We start from the raw sequence: 20,767 nt of genomic DNA on the forward strand, positions 1-20,767 counted from the left end.
TCACCTACGTGATGAGTGCCCGTCCCGTTCCGCATACGGCGATCGCCCAGAGGACACTGACGAAGGTTCCCATGATGAACTGCTCGGACGCATGAGGTTCGCGAAGTTCCGGGTACCGCGCGAGCCCCTTGACTGCCAAGACGATCGCGATGCCTTCCGGCCAGGTTGCGAGAATCGATGCCGCCACCGCGAGCCGTTCGAGGATGCCGATCACACGTCCGCCGCGAAGAGGTCCGGCGTCCGGTGCCGGGCTCCCGTCCGGTTGGCGACGAGCGATCTTGAAGGTGGCAAGTACCAACGGTGCACCGGCCGTGGCGGCGGCAAGTACGCACAGGACAAGCGTCGCCCCGAGAGCGAAACCGGTGACCGGGGTCGTTCGGGTCGATGCCAGTGCGGCAACACCCAGCGCCGGAAGAGCCACCACGGACGACGCCCATTCGGGGACTTCGAGTCGACCACGACTGAGCGGTCCCAGTGCCGCTGCAACTGCTGGTGCCGCGGCGGCGACGGCGAGCGCGATCAACGCCAGAACGACCATGTATTCGAGCCCCCTGCTGTGTCGACGAGTTTGTACCGGTGCGAGCGTGAGCAGTCTAGGGCTGGAGTCTGACCAAAAGTCGTTCTGCGAGTCTGCGCCCGGCGAGTTCTGCGTGCCACCCGGCTGTCAGGAGTCGCTTGGACATGGCCTGTTTGGTGATTCCGAGGTGGGCCGCTGCGCTGACCTGAGTGAGTCCGCTGTCCATCAGGGCGATGGCTTCGCGTCCGTCCTTCGTCTGTCTCGTGACGATCGTTCCGAGCAAGGTGAACGCGGCATCGACATCTGCGGCGAGTTCGTCGCGTGAGCTATCCGCCGGCGCCTGTTCGACGGCAATTCTGGCCGGAGCTCGCTTGGCTCGCTCGACGGCGATCCGAGCAGCTTCGAATGCCGGTCCGCGTCCGGCCCGGGTCTGCCGTGGGAGAGGCTGCTCGACGGGACCGATCCCGATCCCGACACTCCAGTGCTCGCGCCGAATCAGCTCGAGTGCGACGAGGACGAGTAGCGCCGGATCGTCGGTCACCGCTTGAATCTCGTCGCCCGCTGTGCGCTCGAACGGCCGCAGGAGCCTGCAATCGGCCATGTCGTCGATGATGTCCCCGACGCGGTCGACATCCCGTCGGCTACCTCGCTGATCCACCGTCAGTACAAACATTAGTCAATGCTAGATAGTTGACTTTCAATAGTCAATCGTTTTGGGTTGACTCAATCAAATCAACCTCTTGGGGTTGACCGTTGTCAACGATGGTTTCGCCCGGTGAAGGCTGACGGCGAGCGTCGAACACCAGACCGGCGATGCCGATCGCAATGCAGATCCCGGACAGAATCAGGAGACGAGGATCGGCTTCGCCGGAGAGCGCATCGCCCAGAACGACAATCCCAACAGTGCCGGGCAAGATGCCGACGACGGTGGCAAGGATGTAGGGCACGATCCGGATCGACGAAATGCCGCAGCAGTAGTTCACCACCGAGAAGGGGACAAACGCGATCAAGCGCAGAGAGCCGACGGCCAGCCACCCCCGCTTTTCGATCCGCTCGTCCACCCGCCGGATCGTCGGACTCGAAATCCGTTGCCACACGACGTCGCGGCCGATGGCGCGGACCAGGTAGAGGGCCAGAACGGCGCTCACAGTCGTTGCCGCCACAGTAAGGGCGATGCCGGTTGCCGAGCCGAAGAGAACCCCCGCGCTGAGCGTGAAGACGGTGCGCGGGAACGGCGCGACGGTGACTATCGAATGAACCAGGAAGAACACGAGGGGAAACGCCGGGCCAACCGAGTCCGCCCACTCGCGTACCTGGGACACCGTGGGATGTGGGGCGAGGAGGGCTGCGAGGAACAAAGCGAGCACTACCAGGACTATTGCGATCAATCTTCGGTCCAGCAGGCGTCCCATCACAGGTCACAAGGCTACCTGTGAACGGTGAACCGGGCCGACTGCCGACCCGCAATCGTGAGTCGAACATCGCCACGGGGGCGGGAAAGCGACGTGCTCCAGGCGACAATGAAACGGCGCTGTGACGAAAACCACTAGGCTTTCGGAGTGGCCTTCACCTGCAGTCCCGGCCAGTGAAACGAACTCGCGGGTAACCCGTAAACATGCTGAACAATCGCTAGGTAAGGGCCGGTCACACGTGCACGAACGACCGAATCTGCACGTCGTCTGACCGGTCGGAAAGTGGCCGCGAACAGCCCTGTGAAGAACATGACGTGATCCTCACGATATCTGGGCTCAACCGCGGGTTAGCATCACAGAACTAACGAACAAATCCGATTATCGGTAAAGCGCTCACGCAAAAAATGAGAGGGAGCGGACACAGTGTCATTAGCTTCAGAAGCCGAGGCTGTCGAGCAGGCGTACGCGGAGTGGCAGCGCTCCGTAGCCGGTGTGCTCGCCAAGTCCCGCAGAGTCGACGCGGCAGAACTGGGCCCCGAGCCACAGAAACTGCTCGAAACCGTCACCTACGACGGTGTCACTGTCGCACCGCTCTACAGCCCACGCGACGAGCGTCCCGAGCAGAGCTTGCCGGGCACTTTTCCGTACGTGCGTGGCGTCGACGCTCACCGTGATGTCAATGCCGGTTGGTTGGTTTCCGCTGCTTTCGGAACCGCTTCGGCGGCCGAGACCAATCGCGCCATCCTGGACGCCCTCGAAAACGGAGTCAGCGCACTCTGGTTGAAGGTGGGCGCCGACGGCGTTCCGGTCACCGACCTCGCCGCTGCGCTCGAGGGCGTGCTTCTCGACCTCGCACCGCTCACGCTCGATGCAGGCGCAGCGACAAACGATGCAGCCCGAGCACTCTTCTCACTCCTCGATGCACGCAGCGAAGCCGGCGACGGTGTCAGCGATCGCAGCAGTATCCGAGTTCACCTCGGTGCAGCACCGCTGACCAGTTCGTTCTCCGGCGCAGCCGACGTCGAACTTGCAGGCGCAGTCGAGTTGGCCGCCCTCGCCGCCGCTCGTGCGGAAACCGTGCACGCGATCACCGTCGACGGCACGGCCTTTCACAATGCGGGTGCCGGGGATGCCGAAGAACTCGGAGCCGCAATCGCCGCCGGCCTCGAGTACCTCCGTGCACTCACCGCCCAGAGCGGCCTGACCATTGGTGCTGCGTTGTCGCAGTTGGCTTTCCGCTACGCGGCAACCGACGATCAGTTCCAGACCATCGCGAAGTTCCGCGCCGCACGTCTCGTATGGGCACGCATCGCCCAGGTCTGCGGAGCTTCCGATTTCGGTGGAGCGCCGCAGCACGCAGTCACCTCCGCCGCGATGATGGCTCAGCGTGATCCCTGGGTGAACATGCTGCGCACGACCCTCGCCGCATTCGGCGCCGGCGTCGGCGGAGCAGACGCGGTGACTGTTCTTCCGTTCGACGTCGCCCTGGCCGACGGCACCCTCGGCGTCAGCAAGTCCTTCTCCTCGCGCATCGCGCGCAACACACAGCTGCTCCTGCTCGAGGAGTCGCACCTGGGCCGTGTCCTCGATCCGTCGGCCGGGTCTTGGTACGTCGAGGACCTGACACAGCAGATTGCCGCCACCGCGTGGGAGTTCTTCCAGGAAATCGAAGCAGCCGGAGGATATCTGGCGGCACTCGAAGCGGGAATCGTCTCCGGTCGCATCGCTGCCACGAAGGCCAAGCGCGACTCCGACATCGCACACCGCAAGACCACGGTCACCGGTGTCAACGAGTTCCCGAACCTCGGCGAAACGCCGCTGTCCGCCGAAGCCGTCGAGCCCGGCCAGTCCGTCGCCCGCTACGCAGCTGCATTCGAAGCGCTTCGTGACCGTTCGGACGCGTTCCTCGCCGCCGGCGGCGCCCGTCCCACTGCGCTTCTCGCGCCGCTGGGCTCGGTTGCAGAACACAACGTTCGCACCACGTTTGCGTCCAACCTGCTCGCTTCGGGTGGTATCGACGCAGTCAACCCCGGCCCGCTCGAGGTGGGCGCCGAGGCCATCTCCGCTGCAGTCAAGGCTTCCGGTGCCACCGTCGCGGTGCTGTGCGGCACGGACAAGCGCTACGGCGAGAGCGCCGCAGCGGCCGTCGCCGAACTTCGCGCCGCCGGCATCGCCAAGGTGCTGCTCGCAGGACCGGAGAAGGCAGTCGCCGACGCGACCGGCGATTCTCGCCCGGACGGATTCCTCACCGCCCGCATCGACGCAGTGTCGGCTCTGACCGAACTGCTCGACTTCATCGAGACGGGAAGCTCCAAGTGACGACACGAGAGGTCAAGCACGTGATCGGCAGTTTCGCCGAGGTCCCACTCGAGGACCCGCAGTCTCCGGCACCCACACCGCCGTCGGTCGAGCAGGCCCAGGCGCTCATCGAAGAGGGCGCCAACGCCAACAACTACGCCGCCGAGCAGGTTGTCTGGTCCACCCCGGAAGGCATCGACGTCAAGCCGGTGTACACCGGTGCGGACCGCACGGCCGCCGCCGAGTCGGGTTACCCGCTCGACAGCTTCCCGGGCGCAGCGCCGTTCCTGCGTGGTCCGTACCCGACCATGTACGTGAACCAGCCGTGGACCATTCGCCAGTACGCCGGATTCTCCACTGCCGCGGAGTCGAATGCGTTCTACCGTCGTAACCTCGCGGCCGGTCAGAAGGGCCTCTCGGTCGCCTTCGACCTCGCTACACACCGCGGCTACGACTCCGATCATCCTCGCGTTGCCGGTGACGTCGGAATGGCCGGTGTCGCAATCGATTCCATCCTCGACATGCGTCAGCTCTTCGACGGAATCGACCTCTCGCAGGTCTCGGTCTCGATGACGATGAACGGCGCCGTGCTGCCGATTCTCGCGCTGTACGTCGCTGCGGCAGGCGAGCAAGGTGTCACTCCGGACAAGCTGGCCGGAACGATCCAGAACGACATCCTCAAAGAGTTCATGGTTCGTAACACCTACATCTATCCGCCGAAGCCCTCGATGCGGATCATCTCGGACATCTTCGCGTACTCCAGCGCGGAAATGCCGAAGTACAACTCCATCTCCATCTCGGGCTACCACATCCAGGAAGCCGGAGCGACGGCCGATCTGGAACTGGCGTACACCCTCGCCGACGGCGTCGAGTACATCCGCGCCGGCCTCGACGCCGGTATGGACATCGACAAGTTCGCACCTCGCCTGTCCTTCTTCTGGGCAATCGGCATGAACTTCTTCATGGAGGTCGCCAAGCTCCGCGCCGGACGCCTCCTGTGGGCCGAGCTTGTCGCCAAGTTCGATCCCAAGAGCGCGAAGTCGCTCTCGCTGCGTACCCACTCGCAGACCTCCGGCTGGTCCCTGACCGCGCAGGACGTCTTCAACAACGTGCCGCGTACCTGCGTCGAAGCCATGGCTGCCACCCAGGGGCACACTCAGTCCTTGCACACCAACGCACTCGACGAAGCGATCGCATTGCCGACGGACTTCTCCGCCCGAATCGCCCGTAACACCCAGTTGCTGCTGCAGCAGGAATCCGGCACCGTGCGTCCCATCGACCCGTGGGGAGGCTCGTACTACGTCGAGTGGCTCACCAACGAACTCGCCAACCGGGCTCGTAAGCACATCGAAGAGGTCGAGGAAGCCGGCGGAATGGCTCAGGCCATCAACGAAGGCATCCCGAAGCTGCGCATCGAGGAGGCTGCCGCCCGCACCCAGGCACGCATCGACTCCGGTCGGCAGCCGCTCGTCGGCGTCAACAAGTACGTTCCCGACGAGGTCGACACCATCGAAGTTCTCAAGGTCGAGAACTCCAAGGTCCGCAAGGAACAGCTCGAGAAGTTGGTTCGTCTTCGCGCGGAACGTGATCCGGAAGCCGTCGAGGCCGCACTGGCGAACCTCACTCGCGCTGCCGCATCCACCGAAGGCGGCATGGAGAACAACCTCCTCGCCCTCGCTGTCGTCGCCGCCCGCGCGATGGCTACCGTCGGCGAGATTTCCGACGCCCTCGAAAAGGTGTACGGACGCCACCAGGCCGAGATCCGCACCATCAGTGGTGTGTACCGCGACGAGGCAGGAACGGTGAGCAACATCAGCAAGGCGATGGAACTGGTCGAGAAGTTCGCCGAGGACGAGGGACGTCGTCCCCGCATCCTCGTCGCGAAGATGGGCCAGGACGGTCACGACCGTGGCCAGAAGGTCATCTCCACGGCCTTCGCGGACATCGGATTCGACGTCGACGTCGGACCTTTGTTCCAGACCCCCGAAGAGGTCGCCAATCAGGCGGCCGACAACGACGTCCACGTAGTCGGTGTGTCGTCGTTGGCAGCCGGTCACCTCACCTTGGTGCCGGCGCTGCGGGAGGCTCTGGCTGCGGCCGGTCGTCCCGACATCATGATCGTCGTCGGCGGCGTCATTCCGCCCGGTGACTTCGACGAACTCTACGAGGCCGGCGCTGCTGCCATCTTCCCGCCCGGAACCGTCATCGCCGACGCTGCCAGCGGATTGTTGGAGAAGCTCTCCGCCCAACTGGGTCACGACAACAGCTGAGAAGGGGGTCACTGAAGATGGCACGTCAGCCCATCGACATTGATTCCCTCGCCGAGGCGGTACGTGGAAATCAGCGTGCCGGCCTCGCTCGGGCGATCACCCTCGTCGAGTCCACTCGCGACGACCACCGGGCCCTCGCGCAGCAGCTTCTACTGAAGTTGCTGCCCGAGGCCGGGGGAGCGCACCGGATCGGCATCACCGGCGTTCCCGGCGTCGGCAAGTCGACCTTCATCGACGCGCTCGGAATGTACTTGCTGGGCAAGGGACATCGGGTTGCGGTGTTGGCGGTCGATCCGTCGTCCACCCGCACCGGCGGCTCGATTCTCGGCGACAAGACACGCATGGCTCGGCTCACCGTCGAACCGAATGCGTACATCCGGCCGTCACCGACGTCCGGCACGCTCGGTGGTGTTGCCAAGGCAACCCGCGAGACCATCGTGCTTCTCGAAGCTGCCGGTTTCGACGTCATCCTGGTGGAGACGGTGGGTGTCGGCCAGTCCGAAGTCACTGTTGCCAACATGGTGGACTGCTTCACGTTCCTGACCCTCGCTCGTACTGGTGATCAGCTCCAGGGCATCAAGAAGGGTGTCCTCGAGCTCGCAGATCTGGTGGCGGTCAACAAGGCCGATGGCAAGCATGAGCGCGAGGCAAAGGGCGCTGCCCGTGAATTGGCGGGTGCGCTTCGCCTGATCTACCCGCACGACGCCATCTGGAAGCCGCCCGTCATCACGATGAGCGGTCTCGAAGGTGTCGGGCTGGACGAGTTCTGGGGAACTGTCACCAAACACCGTGAGGTGCTCACCGAAGCGGGACAGTTCGAGGAGAAGCGTCGCAAGCAACAGGTCGATTGGACCTGGACGATGGTCAACGATCAGCTGCTACGCAGGCTCTCGAGCAACGATCGGGTGCGTGCGATCCGGGCCGACGTCGAGCAGAGCGTGCGTGACGGTTCGCTGACGGCAGCGTTGGCGGCGGGGCGAATTCTCGACGCGTTCGACGGAAGCAACTAGCGCGGAAAGAACGAAATCCCGGGTATCCGAGCGCGGATACCCGGGATTTCTTCTGTGACGAGCTATCGTTCGCGTTTGACTGCAGGCTCGGTGAGTTCGGTCTCGACAGCGAGTTCGACTCCCGTGAAATCGCCTTCTGCCTCGGCCGGGGTGAGAGTGGACCGCTTCCACGCGTAGAACAGCAGCGCTGCCCACGCGCCGAGAATGGTCAGGTAACCGGCCACTGTGACCGCCCCGGTGATGTCGAAGGATTTGAACAGCTTCTGTGCGTTGGTCAACACGATGACGCCGCCCACCGCCGTTCCGAGCAAGGTTGCAGGTACGCGGCTGACCAGCCACGCCGCGAACGGAGCTGCGATGACACCGCCGAGCGCGAGACCGGCGACAACGAGGAGGTTTCCCGCCGACTCACGTCCCAATCCGACAAGGAATCCCAGCGACGCGGCTGACGCGACCAGAAACTCCGAGGCGCTGACCGAGCCGATCACGGTGCGCGGCGCGGTCTTTCCTCGTGAGAGCAGCGTGCTGGTGGTGATCGGACCCCAACCACCACCGCCGGATGCATCGATGAAACCACCGAACAGGCCGAGTGGGGACAGGAAACGTGCAGTGTGCGGGGTGGTACGAGCGTCCGCGACGGCCGGTGGGCGGACCGAAAAGCGTAGTGCCACATAGATACCGATGGCCAGCAGGATCGTCGCCGTGATGGGGACTGCCGCTTCGGTGGACAGACCCGAGAGCACAGTTGCGCCGATGAATGCACCGACTGCGCCGGGCACACCGAGCTTGGCGACGAGCTTCCAGTCGATGTTCTTGAACTTCCAATGCGACACACCCGAAGCGAGGGTGGTGCCGACCTCGGCCAGGTGAACAGCGGCGCTGGCCTGAGCCGGACCGAGGCCACCGATCATCAACAGAGTGGTTGCGGTGACACCGAAGGCCATACCGAGGGCGCCGTCGACGAGCTGGGCGCCGACGCCGACAAGGGTGAACAAAAGAAGATTGAACATGAGAAGACAGACTCCGAGCGAAGAAGCGACAAAGTCAGGGGTGCAGGCAGCGAGAATCGCCGCTCAGCAACACGCCTGATCGAAGCATGCGCTACGACGAGTGGGCCAGAACGCCATCAATCCGAGCGCAAATGCCGGGGAGGCATCGTGGCTGGAAATCTGCACGTCAGGTCCTTTGTTCTCGTACGTTGGTGTTCTGTCCATGCGAGCATAGCCGGTGCCCGGCTCGGTCAACCCACGACGCGGGCGTAATTTCCCACTCGGTGGACAAGTCGATCGAAGAATTCCGCCGGATCGGTGCTGACCGCGATATCCGCGTTGGGCTCACGCTTCCAGTGCCCGACCCAGTCCGCAACCGTCGTTCCGATCAGCAGTGGACTCTCGGTTTCGACATCTACCGTTGCCGGTTTCAGCGTCGCCAGGCTCGGATCGAGCGCGACGGCAGCAGCGAAGGGATCATGCATGTGAGCAAGAAATCCCTGGTCGTATTCACGATGAAATTCCATGTAGAACCGGATTGCGTCGGACATATGCCTGATCACGCTGTTGGACGCGGAACTGCGGACGTCGGGACCGTCGTCAGGCGAGATGATCTCTTCCGGGGTGCTCCCGGCAGCTTCGGCGAGCCGACGCACATGTTCGGGGAACATCTCGATGGATTCGGTGACGTTGAGGCCGCAGATGATCGGGCGCCGGTGCGCGGGTACGACGGAGAACGCGTCGAACACCTCCTTGGCGGCGTGCGGATCCACCGAGACGTTCCACTCCGCGGTCGGCGTCGTGTTGCCCGGATAGTTGAACGACCCACCCATCACTACCAGTCGCTTCAGCAGAGACGGCAGATCGGGTTCACGTCTGATCGCCAAGGCCAGGTTGGTGAGCGGCCCCGTCACCAGCCCGGTGAGTTGTCCGGGGTACTCCCGGACGAGATCCACCCAGAGGTCGGTGGCGGTTCGGACCGAGCGCTTGCGACCCGAATCGGGGAGGACCGCATGGCCGATTCCTTGCGGACCGTGAGTCTCCTCGGTGGTGCGCAACGGTATGACCAATGGCTCGCGGGCGCCGAGTGCAACCTCGATGTCCGGGGCGCCGCAGAGCGCAAGCCAGTTCAAGTTGTTGGCCGCGACCTGTTCCACCGGAACGTTGCCGGCGGTGCTCGCAATCCCCAGTATCTCGGCTTCGGGGCTGGCAAGGAGATAGAGAAGCGCCAACGAGTCGTCGATACCGGTGTCGACGTCGACGATGAGCTTGTGCATGTCACTCATCGGTGGCCACCAGGATCGTCGGGGAATGCAGGACGGGGAAGTTCACCGACCGAGCGATGAAGCACTTCGTGTGTGCGGGGCCGTGAAGCTCCTGGGCCTTCTCGACCATCGACGCCTCCGCGACCAACACCGTCGGATTCAACGTCACTTCGATGAACTGGCCGCCGCCATCGGATTCCTCGATCATGCTGCCGACCGGCTGATCGCTGTAGTCGAGAACGACGACCCCAGCGGCAGCTGCCAGCCCGAGGTACCAGAGCATGTGGCACTGGGCGAGGGAGGCAACGAGCAGTTCCTCGGGGTTCCATCGCTGCGCGTCACCGCGGAACGAGGGATCGGAGCTGCCGAGAAGTTCCGGCTTTCCGACCGCGGATATTGCATGATTGCGCGAATATCCCTGCGTGCTGGACGTTCCGGTTCCCAGATCGCCCGTCCACTGAAGGTCGAGTGTGTAGGTATGTGACTTCACAGGTCCATCTTGCCCTGAATGTGCCGGTCCCTCAGTGTGCCCACTCCGCGCGATCCGATCCCCACGGATGGGCTGGTTCGGGGTAGTCCTCGAACTCTGCCAGCGCGGGTCGTGCGGTGGTCACGTCGGCATGGTTGACAACAACATTCAGGCCGGGAGCCGTCGGCAGACCAGGATGGACGGTTCGGCCGGGTGCGTCGAGAAGACGAGCGCCTGTGCTTGCCAGCGACACGTCGACATCGCGGCCACGGCCGTCCTGCGAGCGCAGCGTCAACGCGTCGAGGATCCCCGCTGCCAAGAAGTATCCGGTCGAGTGGTCGAGTGCCTGCGCCGGAAGCGCACCAGGGTTCTCACCACCCGCGAGGAACGAAATGCCGGACGCGGCCTGCACGATGCTGTCGAAGCCGCGGCGATTCGCCCACGGACCTTCCCATCCCCATGCGCTGACGCGCCCGTGAATCAGGTGGGCGGGAAGATCCTGCCCGATGAGCGCTTCGAGTGCACCCGGCCGGTAGCCGGTGACCAGTACGTCTGCGGTTTCGAGGAGTTCTCGGAACGCTGTCGCTCCCGCCGAGGACTTCAGGTCGAGAAGCGCCGACCGCTTGCCCTGTCCACTGTCGAGGTGCTGCCATCCGATCTCGGGGATCGCCGGGGGATCGATCCGCAGAACGTCAGCGCCGACCAACGCCAGGGCACGCGTCGCGACCGGACCGGCGATGACGCGGGTCAGGTCGAGAACGCGTGGGCGCGTCGGATGCGTGCGGGGTTTTCCCTCGTCGCGTGCTCGGATGGATACCAGAGGCGCAGACCTCGCAGCTGCGCACTGCTCACTCAGGCGCCACTCGGTCTCGGTACGAACACGGACCGCGATGGCTCCGATCTCGGCGGCCTGCAGCTCGATCTCGATGGCGCTGAGTTCGGATATCCGTTGCACCACTGCATCTTTGGGTGATCCATCATCGAGCTCGAGGACGGCGAGCAGGCGGTCGCGATGGTGCGGATAGTTGCCGTGCGTGCGGACCCAACCGTCGCGGGCGGCAAAGAACCCCGAGTGCTCGGAGAACCCGTTGATCGGCTCGCCGCCGATCCGGAACAGTCGATCGCTCGAGAAGGACGCGGCGATGCGCTCGGGATCGAGGGTCCAGTGTCCGTCGCCCGGGCTGGTTGACCGATGAATCGCCGAGGCGAACGCCGCTACCGAGCCCGCAGCGAGGTCGAACACCGGCAAGTGCGCCGCAAGGAAACCCGCCGAGTCCGGGCATTCGATGTGCCCGCGGCGGTCGTCGGTGTGCACCCCGACATCACGCTGGTATTCGTCGAGATAGAACCCGTACCCGTGATCCATGCGACGCCTTTCGGCAGTTCAGTGGCCGAGAAGCTCCCGGCACTTCTCTGCCAGCGTATCGCGGAGCGGCGCAGCACGATCCGCCAACTGTTGTTGCTCACGCACGTATTCGGCGCGGCCCGCGGGAGTTTCGATACGAATGGGGGAGTACCCGTACTCGGCGAGGTCGTATGGGCTCGCGCGCATGTCGAGTTCACGGGCCAGGAGCGCGTGTTCGAAGCACCGCATCACCAGGTCGGAATCGACGAGTGGCAACAATTTGAAGCTCCACTTGTACAGATCCATACCGGCGTGCAGGCAGCCCGGCTGTTCGTGATCGATCTGAGTTTCGCGTGCAAGCGGGAGCGAGTTCTTGGGGGCCGCGTCCGGTGTGAAGAACCGGAACGCGTCGTAGTGCGTGCATTTGAGTGGCAGGGATTCGACGACCGCGTCGGTACCGGCGAACCCGAGTCGCAGCGGCACCGACTGGTGACGGATTGCGTCCTCGCCCCCGCGATAGACCATCGCCCATTCGTGGAGGCCGAAGCAACCCAGCACAGCGGGCCGCGCAGACGTCTGATTCAACAGATTCCACACGAATTCGACTGTGTGACGCCGACGCTCCAGCACTGAGGCCTCGACCGTCGCGGTACCCGACTCGTCGACGCGGTAGCCGGAGAAGGCTGCGTATTCGGCGGCGTTCTCGAGCGCGACTCCGTACCCGGGGTGCCAGCGGCGCAGTTGAGCGGGTTTGAAGTTGTAGTACGTGAAGAGGAAGTCGTGCACCGGGTGAGAGATACCGGCGCTACGACGCGCTCGGTGCGGCTCGACGAGCTTCTCCACCTCCTCGAGGTGAAGTGCCCGCCGAGCCGTCCACTCGCTCTGCGCGAGTGCGAGTGAATGCACCGAACGTGTCATCGATCAGCTGTTTCTTTGTCCGGGAACAGCATCCGTGCCGCGATGCGTGCCATCGCGGACCGTTCCGACGTACTCCTCGAGGAGATCCTCGAGCGCGACGATACCGATCACCACTCCGTCAGCGTCCGTGACAGCGCCGAGGTGCGAGCTGGCCCGACGAAGGCCGGCCAACGCTTCGGCCAGCGGTGTGCTGAGCGGAACGATGGGCAGCGGCCGGATATCCGACGTCGGAACGACGGTGTCCGGTCCAGCGGCCTCGTCGAGCACCTCGTCGAGCACGTCCTTGAGGTGCACGTACCCAGCCAGCGATCCGTCGCTCGCTCGCACCGGGTAACGCGAGTATCCGGTCTCGATGACCGCACGCTCGATCTCACCCAGTGTTGTTCCCGACGGTGTGAGGGGAATGGTCCGCACCTTGTCGAGAGTGATCAGGACCTCGGAGACGGTCCGATCGGTCGATTCGAGTGCCTGCTTCAACCGCCGGTGTTCTTCGGCGTCGATCAGACCTTCAGATCGCGATTCACCGATCATCGCGGACAACTCCACCGCCGAGACCGTGACGTCGAGTTCGTCCTTGGGTTCGACGCGCAGGAGCTTGAGCACTCCGTTCGCGCACAGGTTGTAGAACGCGATGATCGGGCGAGCGATCTTGATGAACGCCAGATGCACGGGAACGAGCAGCATGGCCGTCTTCTCGGGGCCGGCCAACGCGATGTTCTTGGGCACCATCTCGCCGAGCAGGATGTGCAGCACGACGACGAGCGACAGCGCGATGGCAAACGAGATCGGGTGCAGCAATCCGTCGGGCAGGCCGACGGCTTCCATCGGCACCTCGAGGAGGTGCGCAATGGCGGGCTCGGCGACCTTACCGAGGAGGATCGAGCAGATCGTGATGCCCAGCTGAGCCGCCGCAAGCATGAGCGAGAGGTTCTCACCGGCCTTGATGACTGTGAGCGCCCGCTTCTTGCCTTGCGCGACCAGTGCTTCGAGACGGTCACGTCGTGCGGAGATCAGTGCGAACTCCGCACCGACGAAGAATGCATTGCCGGCGAGCAGCACGACGGTGAGGAGTACACCGAAGAGGTTATTCATCGTCGGACTCCTTCTTGCTGTCGTCTGCGGATTCGGGTTCGACGTAAGCGGGGACCGGCGTGATGGTCACCCGGTCGATACGGCGGCCGTCCATGCCGGTCACTCGTGCAATCCACTTTCCGCGCGAATCACCGGACGAGTCGACGTCGGGCAATTCCACCTCGTCACCCTCGTCGGGGATGCGGCCCAGTTCGGTGAGCACCAAGCCGCCGAGCGTGTCGTAGTCGCCTTCGGGAGCGGTGTACCCGGTAGCCGAAGTGACCTCGTCGATGCGCAGGAGACCGGAGCACGACCATCCGTCGCCGACGCGCTGCACGTCGAGTTCGGGTTCGTCGTGTTCGTCGCGCACATCGCCGACGATTTCCTCGATGAGGTCTTCCATCGTGACGATGCCGGCAGTTCCGCCGTACTCGTCGACGACGAGCGCAACCTGCATACCGTCCGAGCGGATTCGCTCCATGACGGTGTCCCCGTCCAGGCTCGACGGCACGACGGGAACACGTTGAGCCAGACTGTCGACGCGCGTCGTGCGCCGACGTTCGGCCGGAACGGTGAACGCGTGCTTGATGTGTACGACGCCGACCGTGTCGTCGAGATCGCCGCGAACGACCGGGAAGCGTGAATAGCCGGTCCGCGACGCCGTCACGATCAGGTCTGCGACGGTGTCCGAGAGTTCCAGCGATTCGATCTTCACTCGCGGAGTCATCAGCTCTTCTGCCGTGCGGTCACCGAACTGCAGTGAACGGTCGACGAGCATCGCCGTGCCCTTGTCGATGGACCCGCGCTGCGCGGACGTCCGCACGAGGGACCCGAGTTCCTGCGGTGATCGCGCGGAGCGCAATTCCTCCGCGGGTTCGATGCCCAGGCGTCGCACGATCCAGTTGGCGGTTCCGTTGAGGCCGTTGATGGCCCACCGGAAGATCAGCGAGAACCCTGCTTGCAGGCCCGCAGTCGCGCGGGCGGTGGGCATCGGCTTGGAGATTGCGAGGTTCTTCGGTACGAGCTCACCGAAGATCATGGAGAACGAGGTCGCGATCACGAGCGCCAGGATCAAAGACGTTGTCGAGGCCGCGGATTCACTGAGCCCGACGGCCTTCGTGACCGGTGTGATGAACCGTGCCAGGACCGGCTCGGCCAGGTAACCGGTGATCAGGGTTGTGATCGTGATGCCCAGCTGAGCGCCGGAGAGCTGGAACGAAAGAGTCTTGTGCGCGTGTTGAACCTGCCGCGAGCGTCGGTCGCCGCCACGAGCAGCTTCGTCGACGGTGCTGCGTTCGAGCGCGGTCAGTGAGAATTCGGCCGCCACGAAGAGGGCGGTGCCTGCAGTCAGCGCGATGAAGCCGACCAGGCTGAGAATGGTGAAAACGATGTCCATGTGTCATCGCCACCTGAGATGTGCACGGGGGCCGCCGGGTTTGTCTCCCGGCTCGCTAGAGGAGCCCTCCGAACCGGCGGAATCAGAAGATTCCTCGGATAAGACGACGGGTGTAGCGCCGGGTAAGTGTGTGGGTGCCTCGGGCACCGGGTTCCTTTCGTCAGAGCCGAGTAGTTCTCGGCTGTAGCGGGCTCGGTCGGGTCGCCGAAGGGCACCCGACCGAGTTTTGTTTTCTGTTTACGGATCCAATGATACCGGCGGGTGCCCGGGAGTAGGGACCCGAGCACCCGCCGACAGTCACAGAACGTGGTTCACCAACCAGACGGAAGCGGCCGTCCTTCGGCAAATCCGGCGGCGGACTGCACGCCCAGAACGGCCTTCTCGTGCAGCTCCTCGAGAGAACGCGCACCCGCGTACGTGCAGGTACTGCGCACGCCGGAACAGATCTGATCGATCAGGTCCTCGACTCCGGGGCGCTCGGGATCGAGACGCATCCGCGAACTGGAGATGCCTTCCTCGAACAATCCCTTACGGGCGCGATCGAAAGCCGTTTCGGTGGCTGTGCGAGCGGCAACAGCGCGCTTGGAGGCCATACCGAAGCTCTCCTTGTACGCGTTGCCCGCCTGATCGACTTTGAGATCGCCGGGGGACTCGTATGTGCCGGCGAACCACGAGCCGATCATGACGTTCGACGCGCCCGCCGCGAGGGCGAGTGCAACGTCGCGGGGGTGTCGAACGCCGCCGTCGGCCCAGACGTGCTTGCCGAGCTCACGTGCCGCTGCAGCACATTCCGCGACGGCCGAGAACTGCGGGCGTCCGACGCCGGTCATCATGCGAGTCGTGCACATGGCTCCGGGCCCGACGCCGACCTTGACGATGTCCGCGCCTGCGGCGATCAGATCACGGGTTCCCTGTGCGGAGACCACGTTGCCTGCAACCAACGGGACGCCGAGATCGAGCGCCTTGAGGGTGGTGAGCGCATCGATCATTCTCTGCTGGTGACCGTGAGCCGTGTCCACGACGATCACGTCTGCACCGGCGTCGACGAGAGCCTTGGCCTTGGCGCCCACGTCACCGTTCACACCGACCGCCGCAGCGACCCGGAGTGCGCCGCGCTCGTCGACTGCGGGGTCGTAGATGCCGGCACGGATCGCGCCGGTGCGGGTGAGGACGCCGGCAAGAGTCCCGTCTTCGTTGACGATGACCGCCAGCGGATCGTGCTTGGTTTCGAGCAGTTCGAAGACCTCACGCGGTGTGGCGGTGACCGGGGCCGTGACGAAGTCGGTGATCGCGACGGTACGTAGGCGAGTGAACCGATCGACATCCGCGCAGGCAGCCTCCGTGACGACACCGAGAGGCTTACCGTCCTCGACCACCACGACCGCGCCGTGAGCACGCTTGGGAAGCAGCGCCAGCGCATCGGAGACGGCGTCGTCCGGACTCAGCGTGACCGGCGTATCGGCGACGAGGTGGCGGCTCTTGACGAACGCCACGGTCTCGGCGACAGCTTCGGAGGGGACGTCCTGCGGAATGATGACCAGTCCGCCGCGGCGGGCGACAGTCTCCGCCATGCGGCGGCCGGCGACTGCGGTCATATTGGCGACCACGACGGGAATGGTCGTTCCGGATCCGTCGGAAGAATTGAGATCGACGTCGAACCGAGAGGTGACCTCGGTCCGGTTAGGGACGAGGAAGACGTCGTCGTAGGTCAGGTCGTATGGGGGGCGTTGCCCTTCGAGGAACTGCACGTTTCACGAGCCTACCGTCGATTCCGCCGTAGCGCCCTCGGTATCGCGCGCTTGTGAGCGGGAAAGGGCGATCGTGGTCATGATCATGACGGCGACGGCGCACCCGATGAGAGCAATTCCGGGACCGTCGACGCGGAGGCGTTCGTCGAGCACTGTCATCCCCAGGAAGATGGCCGCGATCGGCTCGCCGATCGTCAGGGCGGGTAGCGACGCCGACAGCGGCCCGACCTGGAACGCGCGCTGTTGCAGGTAGACCCCGATTGCGCCCGAGGCGATCAGCGCCCACGTCTGCCATGCCGAAATCACCCCGATGACGCCGTGGCCGAGTAGGTCGGTGACGTACTTGGTGAATGCGACGGCGACGCCGTAGAAGATGCCTGCCGCAGAGCCGAGAAGCAGTGCGCGCCAGCCGCCGTCGAGTTTGGACAAGCCGCCGACAGTTGCGGCCACGGCCACTGCGACCGTAATCGTCAGGGGCACAGCCCAATCCGACCATGGAGCATTGCTGTCTCCCTCGGTGGGATCGCCGACGACGAGGAAGATCGCCAAGGAAATCGCGAGCATGATCGCCAGTGACCACGCGGAACGGGTGATGCGGATTCCCGAGAATTTGGCCGAGAGAGGCAGCGCGAACAGCAACGAGGTCACGATCAGCGGCTGCACCACCAACACCGAACCCAACGACAGTGCAACGGCCTGCATGACGTACCCGCCGCCGTCACCGATCAGCCCGGCCCACCACCGAGGACTGCGAATCAACGACGCCACCAACGCCTCGCCCTCGGGAACCGCGGACGCCGCCCGTTGCTGAGCGACCGAAGCGCACGCGAAGAGCAGTGCAGCGAGAAGTGCGCAGAGAACCGAGATCAGTGGAAGATCACCCATTCCCTCAGTGTGCGCGCTTGCCCGCCCGATTTCCGGCAGACGGCTTTCCTGCGCCGGGTGCGCCGCGACGCGGGGTCAAGCCCTTGGACGCCAGACGCTCCGAACGGGTCGGGACCGGAGTGCCGTCCGCACGGATCTTCTTCACACTCTTCGGATCGGTGACGCGCCGCGAGGAGGCGGCGCGCTTGTCGCCGTCCTTCTTCATCCGGCCTCCGGCAGCGGTCCGGCCTGCAGTGTCGTGTTCCTGACGGCCACGCTTGGCGGTGTGCTTGACGGCAACCGTCGTATCGGGAGCCTCGACCGGAATTCCCGTCGGCTCCATCGCACCGGTGATGCGCGTGAGCTCAAGATCGTCAGGACGAACCCGCACACCGTGAACCTTGATGCCTGCCTGCCTGGTCAACTTCTCGACCGATTCACGTTCTTCGTCGGTGACGATGGTGACGACGACGCCCGATTCGCCGGCGCGTGCCGTCCGGCCGGCCCGGTGCAGGTAGTCCTTCGCCTCGGCCGGGGGATCGACGTGAACGACGAGCGTCACGTCGTCGACATGGATTCCGCGCGCGGCGACATCGGTGGCGACCAGGACCGGTGTTGTCCCGTCGGAGAACGACGCGAGGGTCTTGGTCCGATTGTTCTGCGTCTTGCCGCCGTGCAGAGCCCCCGCCGAGACGCCGATCAAATGCAGTTGCTGCGCAAGACGATCCACACCGTGCTTGGTCTTGACGAACATGATGGTCCGCCCCGCACGCGAAGCGATATGTGCGACAACGGATCTCTTGTCGTCGCGGTCGACGAAAAGCAGGTGATGCTCCATGGTCGAGACGGTCGCAACCGGGGGAGCAGTCGAGTGCGACGCCGGATTGCGCAGGTAACCCGCGACCAGATCGTCGACCTTGCCGTCGAGTGTCGCCGAAAAGAGAAGACGCTGACCGTCTTTCGGAGTCGTGTCGAGAATCTTCGCAACCTCGTCGATGAAACCCATGTCCGCCATGTGGTCGGCTTCGTCGATGGTCGTGATCACGACGTCGTCGAGAATCACCGACTTCTGCTCGAGTAGGTCGAGCAGGCGCCCGGGGGTCGCGATCAGCAGATCGACGCCGCGGGCAAGGATGTCGGCCTGACGCTTGATCGGAACGCCCCCGACCGCATTTGCCACACGCAAACCGATCTCGGTAGCGGCGTCGTCGAGTGCCTTGTGGATCTGGATCGCCAGCTCACGGGTGGGAGCGAGCACCAAACCGCGCGGACGATTCCGCTTGCTCGCCCCACCCTTGAGGCGCACCAGCATCGGAAGCCCGAAGGCCAGAGTCTTTCCGGAACCCGTCGCACCGCGCCCGAGTACATCCCGACCGGCAAGAACATCGGGGATGGTTGCCGACTGAATGGGGAAGGGGGCATCGATGCCGCTTCGGCGCAACGCGTGCACCATCACGGCGGGGATTCCGAGGTCGACGAACGAACGCCCTTCGGTCGAGGTGGGCGAGTCGATCGTCGATTCCTGCATTTGTCCAGGCTACCGGGTATCGGTAGACGCAGATGACCGCATCTACCGATACCCGCTGTGAATCAGGCCTCGATTTCGCTGCGGTCACCGCTCCACAGTGTGTGGAACTTGCCCGGCTTGTCGATGCGCTCGTAGGTGTGCGCGCCGAAGAAGTCGCGCTGACCCTGAGTCAGGGCGGCCGGCAGACGCTCCGCGCGCAGACCGTCGTAGTACGACAGCGAGGACGCGAACGCAGGTACCGGAATGCCGAGCATCGTCGCGGTGGCGACCACGCGGCGCCAGCTGTCGATGCCTGCCTCGATGGCCTCGCGGAAGTACGGCGCCAGAATCAAGCTCGGCAGGCTCGGATCGGCGTCGAACGCGTCCTTGATGCGGTTGAGGAACTGCGCACGGATGATGCAGCCACCGCGCCAGATCGTCGCCAGGTCGGCAGGCTTGAGGTTCCAGTCGTACTCGGCGCTGCCGGCAGCGATCTGATCGAAGCCCTGCGCGTACGCCACGATCTTCGACGCGTACAGCGCGGCCTGGATGTCGGCGGCAAACTGCTCGGCGTCAGCAGGCTTGTCGCCGAGAGAGCCGGCAGCCAGACCCTGCGCCTGAGCTGCGGCGCGCTGATTGCGGCTACCGGACAGTGCGCGAGCAAATACGGCCTCGGCGATACCGGTGACCGGCACGCCCAGATCCAGAGCGGACTTGACCGTCCAGCGGCCCGTTCCCTTCTGCTCGGCAGCGTCGACGATGACGTCGACCAACGGCTTGCCCGTCTCGGCGTCGACCTGGCGGAGCACCTCGGCGGTGATCTCGATCAGGTAGGACTCGAGGGTGCCCTTGTTCCACTCGGTGAAGACGTCGGCAACCTGACCGGCGTCGTAGCCCAGAGCGTCGCGGAAGAGGTTGTACGCCTCGCCGATGAGCTGCATGTCGGCGTACTCGATGCCGTTGTGCACCATCTTGACGAAGTGACCGCTGCCGTCGGGGCCGATGTGCGTGCAGCACGGGGTGCCGTCGACGTGAGCGGAGATGGACTCGAGAAGCGGGCCGAGAGCCTCGTAGGACTCCTTCGGGCCGCCCGGCATGATCGACGGACCGTTGAGTGCGCCTTCTTCGCCACCGGAGATACCGGCGCCGACGAAGTGCAGACCGCGGGCGCGGATCGCCGCTTCACGACGGATCGTGTCGGTGTAGAGCGAGTTGCCACCGTCGATGATGATGTCGCCGGGCTCCATGGCGTTCGCGAGCTCTTCGATGACAGCATCGGTCGGGGCGCCCGCCTTGACCATGATCAGGACGCGTCGCGGCTTCTGAAGTGCGGCAACAAACTCCTCGACGGTCTCGGTGCGCACGAAATCGCCCTCGGAACCATGCTCGGCGATCAGGGCATCGGTCTTCGCGATGCTGCGGTTGTGCAGGGCAACGGTGTGACCGTGGCGGGCGAAATTGCGGGCAATATTCGAACCCATGACGGCCAGGCCGGTGACGCCGATCTGAGCTCGGGGTGATTCGGTGCTAGTGGTTGACATGCTTACAGCTTTCCCTCTCGGTCCGCGGCTGTGAAATCCTGCGCTGTGCGCAGCCGAAAACGGTGCGGCCGCGACGCGCGTGAACATCAGACCGTGCATACAAAACACGGATGCAGATCACTTTAATTGCAGTGACCTGCATCCGTC

General features: G+C 64.4%; 18 protein-coding genes. 3 read left to right on the plus strand and 15 right to left on the minus strand.

Going from position 1 to position 20,767, the window contains the following annotated elements:
- Window positions 1-4 precede the first annotated feature (4 nt).
- From ASU23_RS23285 to ASU23_RS23295, 3 genes are read right to left on the minus strand one after another with little or no spacing between them, the layout of a single operon-like run.
- Window positions 5-538, minus strand: a complete 534-nt coding sequence (locus ASU23_RS23285) for a hypothetical protein (protein ID WP_003944797.1) — start codon at window positions 536-538, stop codon at window positions 5-7.
- A gap of 55 nt (window positions 539-593) precedes the next feature.
- Window positions 594-1,190, minus strand: coding sequence for a hypothetical protein (locus ASU23_RS23290; RefSeq protein WP_042449124.1), 597 nt, complete (start codon window positions 1,188-1,190; stop codon window positions 594-596).
- Between the two features lie 31 nt (window positions 1,191-1,221).
- Complete coding sequence (locus ASU23_RS23295) at window positions 1,222-1,929, minus strand: TVP38/TMEM64 family protein (RefSeq protein WP_058038785.1); 708 nt, start codon at window positions 1,927-1,929, stop codon at window positions 1,222-1,224.
- Between the two features lie 423 nt (window positions 1,930-2,352).
- On the opposite strand from ASU23_RS23295, the gene mutA reads away from it, so the two are divergent.
- From mutA to meaB, 3 genes are read left to right on the plus strand one after another with little or no spacing between them, the layout of a single operon-like run.
- Complete coding sequence (gene mutA / locus ASU23_RS23300) at window positions 2,353-4,248, plus strand: methylmalonyl-CoA mutase small subunit (protein ID WP_058038786.1); 1,896 nt, start codon at window positions 2,353-2,355, stop codon at window positions 4,246-4,248.
- Window positions 4,245-6,497, plus strand: coding sequence for a methylmalonyl-CoA mutase (scpA, locus tag ASU23_RS23305; RefSeq protein WP_003944912.1), 2,253 nt, complete (start codon window positions 4,245-4,247; stop codon window positions 6,495-6,497). Before mutA ends, scpA begins: the two co-directional genes overlap by 4 nt.
- Before the next feature lie 17 nt (window positions 6,498-6,514).
- The gene (gene meaB / locus ASU23_RS23310) at window positions 6,515-7,507 is read left to right on the plus strand and encodes a methylmalonyl Co-A mutase-associated GTPase MeaB (RefSeq protein ID WP_003945003.1); all 993 of its coding nucleotides are present in this window, start codon (window positions 6,515-6,517) and stop codon (window positions 7,505-7,507) included.
- A gap of 62 nt (window positions 7,508-7,569) precedes the next feature.
- Here the strand turns inward: meaB and ASU23_RS23315 are convergent, their stop codons facing one another.
- From ASU23_RS23315 to gndA, 12 genes are all read right to left on the minus strand, one after another.
- A complete protein-coding gene (locus ASU23_RS23315) occupies window positions 7,570-8,517 on the minus strand; it encodes a sulfite exporter TauE/SafE family protein (protein WP_007727818.1) in 948 nt (315 codons plus the stop codon).
- A 63-nt stretch (window positions 8,518-8,580) separates the two neighbouring features.
- Window positions 8,581-8,721 (minus strand): hypothetical protein, encoded by a 141-nt coding sequence (locus tag ASU23_RS34040; RefSeq protein WP_156423186.1) that lies wholly within the window; start codon window positions 8,719-8,721, stop codon window positions 8,581-8,583.
- A gap of 26 nt (window positions 8,722-8,747) precedes the next feature.
- Window positions 8,748-9,782, minus strand: a complete 1,035-nt coding sequence (locus tag ASU23_RS23320) for a nucleoside hydrolase (protein ID WP_007727817.1) — start codon at window positions 9,780-9,782, stop codon at window positions 8,748-8,750.
- Window positions 9,775-10,251 carry an OsmC family protein gene (locus ASU23_RS23325; protein WP_007727816.1) on the minus strand — a complete coding sequence of 159 codons (477 nt, stop codon included), beginning with the start codon at window positions 10,249-10,251 and terminating at the stop codon, window positions 9,775-9,777. The genes ASU23_RS23320 and ASU23_RS23325 overlap by 8 nt, the downstream gene beginning before the upstream one ends.
- A 31-nt stretch (window positions 10,252-10,282) precedes the next feature.
- The gene (locus ASU23_RS23330; RefSeq protein ID WP_058038787.1) at window positions 10,283-11,596 is read right to left on the minus strand and encodes a CoA transferase; all 1,314 of its coding nucleotides are present in this window, start codon (window positions 11,594-11,596) and stop codon (window positions 10,283-10,285) included.
- 18 nt (window positions 11,597-11,614) lie between these two features.
- Window positions 11,615-12,493: a hypothetical protein gene (locus ASU23_RS23335; protein ID WP_058038788.1), complete on the minus strand. Its 879-nt coding sequence runs from the start codon at window positions 12,491-12,493 to the stop codon at window positions 11,615-11,617.
- Between the two features lie 3 nt (window positions 12,494-12,496).
- The gene (locus tag ASU23_RS23340; protein ID WP_003944826.1) at window positions 12,497-13,585 is read right to left on the minus strand and encodes a hemolysin family protein; all 1,089 of its coding nucleotides are present in this window, start codon (window positions 13,583-13,585) and stop codon (window positions 12,497-12,499) included.
- Window positions 13,578-14,960, minus strand: coding sequence for a hemolysin family protein (locus ASU23_RS23345; RefSeq protein WP_003944847.1), 1,383 nt, complete (start codon window positions 14,958-14,960; stop codon window positions 13,578-13,580). The genes ASU23_RS23340 and ASU23_RS23345 overlap by 8 nt, the downstream gene beginning before the upstream one ends.
- A 311-nt stretch (window positions 14,961-15,271) precedes the next feature.
- Window positions 15,272-16,708, minus strand: coding sequence for a GuaB1 family IMP dehydrogenase-related protein (locus ASU23_RS23350; RefSeq protein WP_058038789.1), 1,437 nt, complete (start codon window positions 16,706-16,708; stop codon window positions 15,272-15,274).
- Between the two features lie 3 nt (window positions 16,709-16,711).
- Window positions 16,712-17,593 (minus strand): DMT family transporter, encoded by an 882-nt coding sequence (locus tag ASU23_RS23355; protein ID WP_042919783.1) that lies wholly within the window; start codon window positions 17,591-17,593, stop codon window positions 16,712-16,714.
- Between the two features lie 4 nt (window positions 17,594-17,597).
- Window positions 17,598-19,100, minus strand: a complete 1,503-nt coding sequence (locus ASU23_RS23360; RefSeq protein ID WP_054188236.1) for a DEAD/DEAH box helicase — start codon at window positions 19,098-19,100, stop codon at window positions 17,598-17,600.
- A gap of 62 nt (window positions 19,101-19,162) precedes the next feature.
- Window positions 19,163-20,620 carry an NADP-dependent phosphogluconate dehydrogenase gene (gene gndA, locus ASU23_RS23365; protein WP_007730904.1) on the minus strand — a complete coding sequence of 486 codons (1,458 nt, stop codon included), beginning with the start codon at window positions 20,618-20,620 and terminating at the stop codon, window positions 19,163-19,165.
- Window positions 20,621-20,767 lie beyond the last annotated feature (147 nt).

Source organism: Rhodococcus sp. KB6, from assembly GCF_001445685.1.
Taxonomy (GTDB): Bacteria; Actinomycetota; Actinomycetes; order Mycobacteriales; family Mycobacteriaceae; genus Rhodococcus_F; species Rhodococcus_F qingshengii.

Coding starts and splice junctions, on each gene's coding strand:
- ASU23_RS23285 (WP_003944797.1), bottom strand. CDS start 538: ATGGTCGTTCTGGCGTTGATCGCGCTCGCCGTCGCCGCCGCGGCACCA.
- ASU23_RS23290 (WP_042449124.1), bottom strand. CDS start 1,190: ATGTTTGTACTGACGGTGGATCAGCGAGGTAGCCGACGGGATGTCGAC.
- ASU23_RS23295 (WP_058038785.1), bottom strand. CDS start 1,929: ATGGGACGCCTGCTGGACCGAAGATTGATCGCAATAGTCCTGGTAGTG.
- meaB (WP_003945003.1), top strand. CDS start 6,515: ATGGCACGTCAGCCCATCGACATTGATTCCCTCGCCGAGGCGGTACGT.
- ASU23_RS23315 (WP_007727818.1), bottom strand. CDS start 8,517: ATGTTCAATCTTCTTTTGTTCACCCTTGTCGGCGTCGGCGCCCAGCTC.
- ASU23_RS34040 (WP_156423186.1), bottom strand. CDS start 8,721: ATGGACAGAACACCAACGTACGAGAACAAAGGACCTGACGTGCAGATT.
- ASU23_RS23320 (WP_007727817.1), bottom strand. CDS start 9,782: ATGAGTGACATGCACAAGCTCATCGTCGACGTCGACACCGGTATCGAC.
- ASU23_RS23330 (WP_058038787.1), bottom strand. CDS start 11,596: ATGGATCACGGGTACGGGTTCTATCTCGACGAATACCAGCGTGATGTC.
- ASU23_RS23335 (WP_058038788.1), bottom strand. CDS start 12,493: ATGACACGTTCGGTGCATTCACTCGCACTCGCGCAGAGCGAGTGGACG.
- ASU23_RS23340 (WP_003944826.1), bottom strand. CDS start 13,585: ATGAATAACCTCTTCGGTGTACTCCTCACCGTCGTGCTGCTCGCCGGC.
- ASU23_RS23345 (WP_003944847.1), bottom strand. CDS start 14,960: ATGGACATCGTTTTCACCATTCTCAGCCTGGTCGGCTTCATCGCGCTG.
- ASU23_RS23355 (WP_042919783.1), bottom strand. CDS start 17,593: ATGGGTGATCTTCCACTGATCTCGGTTCTCTGCGCACTTCTCGCTGCA.
- ASU23_RS23360 (WP_054188236.1), bottom strand. CDS start 19,100: ATGCAGGAATCGACGATCGACTCGCCCACCTCGACCGAAGGGCGTTCG.
- gndA (WP_007730904.1), bottom strand. CDS start 20,620: ATGTCAACCACTAGCACCGAATCACCCCGAGCTCAGATCGGCGTCACC.